This is a genomic window from Streptomyces sp. FH025, assembly GCF_017427025.1.
In the GTDB taxonomy this organism is placed as follows: Bacteria; Actinomycetota; Actinomycetes; order Streptomycetales; family Streptomycetaceae; genus Kitasatospora.
On sequence record NZ_JAFLNG010000318.1, the window covers coordinates 1 to 8,628 of the forward strand.

Annotated in this window: 8 protein-coding genes; 6 read left to right on the top strand and 2 right to left on the bottom strand. The window is 71.0% G+C overall.

Features of this window, described 5'->3' with window-relative positions:
• A partial coding sequence (locus tag J0670_RS21905) for a CoA transferase subunit A (protein WP_207813346.1) occupies positions 1–656 on the bottom strand: 656 nt, incomplete at its 3' end.
• 295 nt (positions 657–951) lie between these two features.
• Between J0670_RS21905 and J0670_RS21910 the strand changes: the two genes are divergently transcribed.
• The 6 genes from J0670_RS21910 to J0670_RS21935 all read left to right on the top strand — a co-directional run bounded on the left by J0670_RS21910 (position 952) and on the right by J0670_RS21935 (position 7,060).
• The gene (locus tag J0670_RS21910; protein WP_207813347.1) at positions 952–2,226 is read left to right on the top strand and encodes a substrate-binding domain-containing protein; all 1,275 of its coding nucleotides are present in this window, start codon (positions 952–954) and stop codon (positions 2,224–2,226) included.
• A 167-nt stretch (positions 2,227–2,393) separates the two neighbouring features.
• On the top strand, positions 2,394–3,095 hold the full coding sequence (locus J0670_RS21915) for an ABC transporter ATP-binding protein (protein WP_307806634.1): 702 nt from the start codon (positions 2,394–2,396) through the stop codon (positions 3,093–3,095).
• A 95-nt stretch (positions 3,096–3,190) separates the two neighbouring features.
• Complete coding sequence (locus J0670_RS21920; RefSeq protein ID WP_243437347.1) at positions 3,191–3,955, top strand: ABC transporter ATP-binding protein; 765 nt, start codon at positions 3,191–3,193, stop codon at positions 3,953–3,955.
• The gene (locus tag J0670_RS21925) at positions 3,955–4,821 is read left to right on the top strand and encodes a branched-chain amino acid ABC transporter permease (RefSeq protein WP_207813349.1); all 867 of its coding nucleotides are present in this window, start codon (positions 3,955–3,957) and stop codon (positions 4,819–4,821) included. Before J0670_RS21920 ends, J0670_RS21925 begins: the two co-directional genes overlap by 1 nt.
• A 251-nt stretch (positions 4,822–5,072) precedes the next feature.
• Entirely contained in the window at positions 5,073–6,158 is a 1,086-nt protein-coding gene (locus J0670_RS21930; RefSeq protein ID WP_207813350.1) for a branched-chain amino acid ABC transporter permease, read from the top strand.
• Positions 6,155–7,060, top strand: coding sequence for an alpha/beta fold hydrolase (locus J0670_RS21935; RefSeq protein ID WP_207813351.1), 906 nt, complete (start codon positions 6,155–6,157; stop codon positions 7,058–7,060). Before J0670_RS21930 ends, J0670_RS21935 begins: the two co-directional genes overlap by 4 nt.
• Before the next feature lie 83 nt (positions 7,061–7,143).
• Here J0670_RS21935 and J0670_RS21940 read toward each other — a convergent pair whose 3' ends face one another.
• Entirely contained in the window at positions 7,144–8,421 is a 1,278-nt protein-coding gene (locus tag J0670_RS21940; RefSeq protein WP_207813352.1) for a hypothetical protein, read from the bottom strand.
• Positions 8,422–8,628: the final 207 nt, after the last annotated feature.

The following is an 8,628-nucleotide window of genomic DNA, read 5'->3' on the forward strand; positions in this document are numbered from 1 at the left end:
TCCGGGGCGAGCTCGCCCGGTTCGACGATCCGGTCCGCCTCGACCACGGTGATCCGGCCCGCCGCCGCGCAGAGCGGGTTGAAGTTACGGGCGGCGGCGTGGAACACGCAGTTCCCGTGCCGGTCCGCCACCTCGGCCCGGATCAGCGCGAAGTCCGCCGTGATCGCCTCCTCCAGCAGGTACCGGCGGCCGCCGAACTCCCGCACCTCCTTCGGCGGTGAGGCCAGGGCCACCGAGCCGTCCGCCGCGTAGCGCCAGGGCAGCCCGCCCTCCTCGACCTGGGTGCCGACCCCGGCCGGGGTGAAGAACGCCGGGATGCCGGCGCCGCCGGACCGCAGCCGCTCGGCCAGCGTGCCCTGCGGGGTCAGCTCGACCTCCAGCTCGCCGGAGAGGTACTGCCGGGCGAACTCCTTGTTCTCCCCGACGTACGAGGAGGTCATCCGGGCGATCCGCCCCGCCCGCAGCAGCAGGCCCAGCCCCCAGTCGTCCACCCCGCAGTTGTTCGAGACCACGCGCAGCCCGGAGGCGCCGGCCTCCACCAGGGCGCCGATCAGCGTGCTCGGGATGCCGCACAGGCCGAAGCCGCCTACGGCCAGCACCGCGCCGTCGGGGATGTCCCCGACGGCGTCGGCGGGGGAGTCCAGGACCTTGTCCAAGGGGTCACCTCGTGAGGGAGTGGGAGCGGTCGGGAGCCACGGTCGGACGGGCTCCGCGCCTTTCCACCGTCACCGGGCGCGGGCCGCCGCAGCCATGGCGTCCACCGCCATGGGTTGGCACGGACCGGTGTCGTTGGACCACACCCGGGTGTCCGGTGAGCGGTGCCGACTCGACGGTATGTCGATCGGAGCCACATCCCGATGGGCTGATACGTCACCCGGGCACATGTCGCCGATCCCACCGCACACCTACGGTTCCCGCATCCACCCGCCGCACCCTCAGGAGTCGGTCACCATGCGCAGCACCACAGCCCCCACCAGGACCGCCTCCGGCGCCCGCCCGGGCGAGGCCCTGACCGGCGGCCCGGCCCGGAAGCTCGCCGCCGCGGCGGCGTGCGTCCTGCTCGCAGCGGGCTGCGCCAAGGCCGGCACCGCCGGGACGGCCGCGGCGGACGGCGGTGGCGCGAAGGCCCCGGTCAAGGTCGGCCTGGTGTACTCCAAGACCGGACCGCTGACCGCCTACGGCAAGCAGTACCTGGACGGCTTCAAGGCCGGACTGAGCTACGCGACCAAGGGCACCGGCGTGGTCGACGGGCACAAGATCGAGTTCGAGGAGCAGGACGACGCGGGTGACCCGGCCAAGGCGGTGTCCGCCGCCAAGGACCTGATCGGCAAGGGCTACAAGGTCCTGGCGGGCTCCACCGCCTCCGGCGTCGCCCTTCAGGTCGGACCGATCGCGGCCCAGAACAAGGTGCTCTTCATCAGCGGCCCGGCCGCCGCCGACAAGGTCACCGGCTTGAACAAGTACACCTTCCGTTCCGGCCGCCAGTCCTATCAGGACATCAGGACCGCGGCCTCGTTCATCGGTGACGCCAAGGGCAAGAAGGTCACCGTGCTCGCTCAGGACAACGCCTTCGGGCAGGCCAACGTGGCTGCCGTGAAGGCCGTGCTCGGTGCCCAGGGCGCGACGGTGGATCAGGTGCTCGCCCCGCCGAGCGCCACCGACCTCACCCCCTTCGCGACCCAGGCCAAGACCGCCAAGCCCGACCTGCTGTTCGTCGCCTGGGCCGGCGACACCGCGTCGGCCCTGTGGACGGCGCTCAACCAGCAGGACGTGTTCACCGACACCAAGGTCGTCACCGGGCTGGACGTGGCCGCCTCCTACCCGCTGTTCGGCGCGGCCTCCGAGAAGATCTCCTTCCTGAACCACTACTTCGACGGCGCCGCGGGCACCCCGGTGGAGAAGGCCATGACCGAGGCCGTCACCGCCGCCGGTGGAAAGCCCGACATCTTCACCCCTGACGGATTCACCGCAGCCCAGATGGTCGTGCACGCCGTCGAGGCCAACCACGGCTCCACCGATGACACTTCGGCCCTGGTCAAGGCGCTGGAGGGGTGGAGCTTCGACGGGGTGAAGGGGCCGACCACGGTCCGCGCCGAGGACCACGCCCTCCTCCAGCCGATGTTCCAGGTCCGGCTGACCGGCACCGGGGCTGCTGCCAAGCCCTCGGTGGAGAAGACCCTGACCGCGGACGAGGTCGCGCCGCCGGTCAGCCCGATGGCGGGCTGATCCCGATGCCAGCTCCTGCTGCCTCCACTTCGCCGTCGTCCTCCTCTTCTTCGAGCGGCTCCTCTCAGCCCTCCTCTTCCTCGCGTTCCTCCTCTCGGTACCCCTCCTCTCAGCACTCCTCCTCGCCCGTGCTGCGATTGGACGGACTCGGTTGGTCCGTGCGCGGTGTGCCGATCGTCGAAGACGTTTCCTTCTCGGTCGGCGAAGGCGAGTTCATCGCCTTCATCGGGCCCAACGGGGCTGGTAAGACCTCCCTCTTCAACCTGATCTCCGGCATCTACCCGGCGAGCCACGGCAGCCTCCACCTCGACGGCGCGGACGTCACCGCCGAGGCCGTGCACGCCCGGGCGCGCCGCGGGCTCGGCCGTACCTTCCAGACCTCCTCTCTCTGGCCGGGGATGACGGTCGCCGACCATGTCCGTCTGGCCGCCCAGGCGGCGGCCGGGCCGCGTGCCTCGTACCGGCTCTGGCGCCGCGCCGACCGCTACCAGGAGCAGGTGGCCGACACCCTGCACCGCACCGAACTCACCCACCGCGCCGACACCTTGGCCGGGTCGCTCTCGCACGGTGAGAAGCGCAAGCTGGAGCTGGCCGTCCTGCTCGTCTCCGACCCGCGGCTGATCCTGCTGGACGAGCCGATGGCCGGCGTCAGCGCGGAGGAGGTGCCGGCCCTCACCGAGCTGATCCGTTCCGTCCACCGCGAGCTCGGCCGGACCGTCCTGATGGTCGAGCACCACATGGACGTCCTGCTCGGCCTGGCCGACCGCCTGGCGGTGATGCACCACGGCACCCTGCTCGCCCTGGACACCCCTGAGGCCGTGATGGCCGATCCGACCGTTCAACAGGCCTACCTGGGTGAGGCGTTGTGACCACCTCCTCTCCGATCTCCTCGACGCCGTCGCCTTCCTCGCAGTCCTCCCCCTCTCGTCCGTCCGCCGCCGAACCCCTTTTCTCCGTCCGCGACCTGCGAGTGGTCATCGACGGGCTGCACATCCTGCACGGCGTCGACCTCGACGTCGCCCCCGCCGGGGTCACCGCCCTGCTGGGCCGCAACGGAGCCGGTAAGACCACCACGGTCAAGGCCGTCATGGGCCTCGTCCCGCGCACCGGGAACATCCGCCTCGCAGGCGCCGAACTCTCCTCTCTTCCCACCCACTTGGTTGTTCGACATGGCATCGGATACGCGCCCGAGGACCGGGGGATCTTCGCCGGCCTGACGGTCGCCGAGAACCTCCGCCTCGCTGAGCGCGCCGCCCGGGACGGGGGCGAGCCGGACGAGCCGAACTACTCACTCGTCCATGAGCTCTTCCCCGAACTCAAGAAACGGTCCGGACAGTTGGCCGGGACGCTCTCCGGTGGCCAGCAGCAGATGGTGGCGATCGGCCGGACGCTGCTCAACCGCAACCGGTTGATCATCGCCGATGAGCCCACCAAGGGCCTGGCGCCGAAGATCGTCGCCGAGGTGGCCGAGGTGCTGGCGCGAGCGGCCGAGGCCGTGCCCGTTCTCCTGGTCGAGCAGAACCTCGCCCTCGTCCGCCGCCTGGCTGGCACCTGCGCTGTCCTGGCCGACGGCCGGACCGCCCACCGGGGCGACACCGCTGAGCTGTTGGCTGACGAGGAGGCCGCCCGCCGCCTGCTCGGCGTCGGCTCCCGTCACCCGCTCGCCGGTGGGCCCCGGCCCGCCGCCTCCCCGGCCACTCCTGTCGTCACCGCGGAGGTGAAGCCCTGATGGACACCGTCGTTCTCCTTTTCTGTACTGGTCTCGGTCTTGGTGCGCTGTACTTCCTGGTCGCCTCCGGTCTGTCGTTGATCTTCGGTTTGATGGACGTGCTCAACTTCGCGCACGGCGCCCTGCTCTCCATCGGCGCCTATGCCACCTGGTGGGCCGGCGCCGAGGCCGGCTTCTCCTTCTGGCTCGCGGTGCCGTTCGGCACCCTGGTCGGGACGGCCGCCGCCGTCCTTCTGGAGCTCTTCCTGATCCGGCCGCTCTACAGCCGCCCACGCGACCAGATCCTCGCCACCGTCGGGGTCGGGCTTGCCGTACCCGCCCTGCTGATGGGGATCTGGGGCGCAGACTCCCGCCCCTTCCCCCAGCCGCCCCTGCTGTCCGGCACCTGGCGCGTGCTCGGTGCGACCGTCCCGGTCAACCGCTTCGTGCTCGTGGCCGCCGCCGCGCTGGTGTTGCTCACTCTTCGGTTGTTCCTGGCCCGCACCCGCTACGGGCTGATCGTCCGGGCCGGCGTCGAGGACCGGGCGATGGTCACGGCGCTCGGCATCGACGTCCGGAAGGCGTTCACCCTCGTCTTCGCCATCGGCGGGGCGGCCGCTGCTCTGGGCGGCGCCCTCGGAGGCCTCTACTTCGGTTCGGTCAGCCCCGGCCAGGGGACCGGCCTGCTCATCTTCGCCTTCGTCGTCGTGGTGATGGGCGGCATGGGCTCGGTGACCGGGGCCGCCGTCGCCTCGGTGGGTGTCGGTCTTGTCCAGCAGTTCGCCAACTACTACACCGGCGCCGGGCTCGGCGACCTCTCGGTCGTCGTCCTGCTCGCCGTGCTGCTTCTGGTCCGACCCCGTGGACTCACCGGGAGGCTCGCGTGAGCGCCGAAACTCCGATCACGAGCACCGGTGGCCCCACGGCCACCCGCAGCGCCGCCACCTCAGCAGGGGGGACTGACACCAGCCCTGCCGCGACCGCCATATCAGCAGAGGGGACTGACACCAGCTCCGCCGACACCGCCATTGTGGAGAGGGGGACTGACACCGGCCTCGCCGAGACCCATTGTGAACACAAGGCCGAGTCCGGCGCCATCCCTCGAACGGGTGGTTCAATCACTAACCGCTGGACAGGCATGCACAGAGCGCTACGCTGGTGGCCGATCGCACTGCTGATCACGCTCCTTGTCGCCCCATATAGTGCGCTTCCCGTCCCGGGACTGCTCGACGGCCCGCTCGGCAGCCCGGGAAGTCTTCAACTCCTCGCCCTGTGCCTGCTCTACGGGGCCCTCGCCACCGGCTACGACCTCCTGCTCGGCCGTACCGGCCTGCTCTCCTTCGGCCACGCGCTCTACTTCGCGACCGGCCTCTACGCCACCGACCTCGGCATGCTGGAGCTGCAACTCCCCTTCGCCGCCGCCGCGGTGTTCGGGGTCGCGTGCGCCGTGCTGCTCGCCCTGCTGCTCGGCTCGGTGAGCCTGCGCGTCACCGGCATCGGTTTCTCCATGGTCACCCTCGCCTTCGCCCAGGCCGGTTCGATCCTCGTCCAGCGCAACCCCGGTGGCGTCACCGGCGGCGAGGAGGGCCGCTCCGCTCCGGCCGACCTGCTGCCCCCGGGCCTGCTCGGGATCGAGAACACCGCCAACCTCTACTGGATCGCCGTCGGTTACCTGGTGCTGACGGTCGCCGCGGTCCACTGGGCCGTCAACTCGCCGGCCGGGCGGGTCTGGGAGGGCATCAAGGAGAACGAGCGCCGGGTGGAGGTGCTCGGACTCCGGCCCTACGGCTACAAGTTGGTCGCCTTCGTGCTGGCCGGTGGGCTCGCCGGGCTGGGCGGGGTGGTCTACCTGCTGCTGACCGGCGGCGCCACTCCGCAGGCCGCCAGCTCGGACGCCACGCTCGCGCTGCTGGTCATGGTGGTCCTCGGTGGCTCCGGCACCCGTTGGGGCCCGCTGCTCGGCGGCGTCCTCTACACCTGGGCGAGCCACCGGCTCGGGGACCTCGCCAACTCGACCGCCGTCGCGGACCTGCCCGCGGTCCTGCGCGTGCCGCTCTCCCAACCCCTGTTCCTGCTCGGCACCTTGTTCGTCGCCGTGGTCTACCTGCTCCCCGGTGGCCTGGCTAGACTGCCTGCCCGCATCCGCGCCGCCCGATCCGCCCGTTCGGCTCCCGCGCCGGCCGGTGTTCGGACCGCCCACCCGACCGGAGGTACCCACGCGTGAGCCAGTCGTCCCTGAAGCCCGAGGAGTTGACCGTACCCGTTCCCGGCGGGGACCTGGCCGTCCTGCGCTGGCCCGCCGACCGGCCTGAGGCCCCGACGGTCGTGGCGGTGCACGGCATCACCGCCAACGGCCTCGCCTGGTACGAGGTCGCCCGCCGGCTCGCTGGACGGGTCACCCTGCTCGCGCCCGACCTGCGGGGTCGCAGCGCCAGCCGTTCGGTCGCCGGACCGTACGGGCTGACCCGGCACGCCGACGACGTGGCCGCGCTGATCGCCGCCCTCGGCTTGGGGCCCACCGCGGTCGTCGGCCACTCGATGGGGGCCTGGGTCACCGCTCTGACCGCCGTCCGGCACCCCGAACTCGTCCGCCGGGTGTTGCTGGTGGACGGTGGGGTGAGCTTCCCGCTTCCGGAGGGCGTCCGCGAGGAGGACGCCCTGGCCGCGGTGCTCGGTCCTGCCCTGGCCCGGCTGTCGATGACCTTCTCGGACCGGGACGCCTACCGGGAGTTCTGGCGCCGGCACCCGGCCTTCGGCGACGACTGGTCGGAGGGGATCGACGCGTACACCCAGCGCGACCTCGTCGGCACCGAGCCCGAACTGCGGTCCTCGTGCGTGCTGGAGGCCGTGCAGACCGACGGCGCCCAGGTCCTGCTGGACGAGGAGGCGATGGGCGCCGTGCACCGGCTGCCCTGCCCGGCCGAACTGCTCTGGGCGGAACGCGGGCTGCTCGACGAGCCGCAGGGCCTGTACGACCAGCAGCGGATCGGGCTGTCCGGGCTGGACCGGCAGCGGGTCCCCGCCTCGCCGGTGCCGGACTCCAACCACTACTCGATCCTCTGGGGAGAGGCCGGGGCCGACCGCATCGTTCGCAGCCTGCTCGCGGACGCCCCCGTCGCCGGATAGCCGGTCCGGCCCGGACGGTCGCGGCCGGCGGGGTGTGAGCATCCCGCCGGCCGTCTCCGACGGCCCTGCCGCGGCGCGGAGCGTCAGCCCGCGGCGCCGAGGAAGCTCTCCCAGCCGTTGGCCGGTGCCTGGCCGACGTTGAGCGTGCGCAGCTTGCGCAGGGTGGACTGGTCCTGCACCTCCAGCCAGTCGACCAGCTGCTTGAAGGAGACCAACCGGACCTCGGGCTTGCCCGCGATGGTCTTGAGTGCCTCCTCGACGGCGTCCATGTATATGCCGCCGTTCCACTGCTCGAAGTGGTTGCCTATGAAGAACGGCGCGCGGTTGCTGTTGTAGGCCCGGTCGAAGCCGGCCAGGTAGGAGTTGGCGGCCTGGGTGCGCCAGTCGCCGTACTTGGACGGGTCACCCTTGGTGCTGCCGCCGGACTGGTTGGCCAGGATGTTGTAGTCCATCGACAGGACCTGGAAGGTGTGCCCCGGGAACGGTATGGACTGGAGCGGGAAGTCCCAGACCTTGCCGTCCTGCACCTTCTGCGGCCATATCTGGAGGCCGCCCGAGGAGCTGGCGTCGTACTTCCAGCCCAGCTTGGCGATGGTCGGCAGCAGCGCCTTCTGCCCTTCGAGGCACGGGGTGCGGCCGCCGATGAGCTCCTTCTTGTAGTCGAAGGGGAGCGGGTCGACGTCGGTGAAGCCCGTGTTGGTCCGCCACTGGGTGACGAAGGAGATCGCCTGGTCGATCTCGCTCTGCCAGTCCTCCGGGGTCCACATGTTGACCCCGTTCTTGTCCGGGCGGCTGGAGCAGAAGTGCCCGTTGAAGTGGGTGCCTATCTCGTGACCGGCCAGCCAGGCCTGGCTGACGAGCTTGAGGGTGCTCTTGACCGCGCCGTCCGACAGGTACGGAATGTCGGAGGCGCCGACCGAGTGCTTCGGCGGGTGGTACAGCTCGGCCTTGCCCTTGGGCAGGGCGTATATGCCGGAGAGGAAGAAGGTCATCGTGGCCTTGTACTGCTCCGCCAGCTTGAGGAAGCGGGGGAACTGGCCGTCGTCGGTGCCGCCCGCGCCGTCCCAGGAGAACACCACGAACTGCGGCGGGCGCTCGCCCGGCTTGAGCTTCTCGGGCTTGGGCTGGTTCGGCTGCGGGCCGGTGTCCGCGTTGGAGCCGTCGCCGATCGGCGTGCCCTTGGGGACCACCGCCTGGGTCGGGTCTGCGGTGCCGCCCTGGGTGGTGGCAGCGCCGCCGGAGGAGGGAGAGGAGGAGTTCTGCCCCGTACCGGATCCGCTGCTGGAACAGGCCGCGACCGCGCCGAGGGCTGCGGTCGCTGCGGTAGCACTGAGCACCGTCCTGCGCGAGATGCTGGTCATGGTCTCCCCTGGGTGCCGATACCGGTGGTGAGGGCGGCTCTGGGCCGCACCGGTCAAATCGGGCAATTGATGAATATTCCGCCGTTAGCATGTCATGTTGCCGTGGCGGCCTCCAAGGTCGCCAGGCTCCGACGAAAGTCAACACGTCAGAGGCGTCCGGTCAGGCTGCGGGGATTCGTCGACTGTTGCGGTCCTGTGACGCTTCGC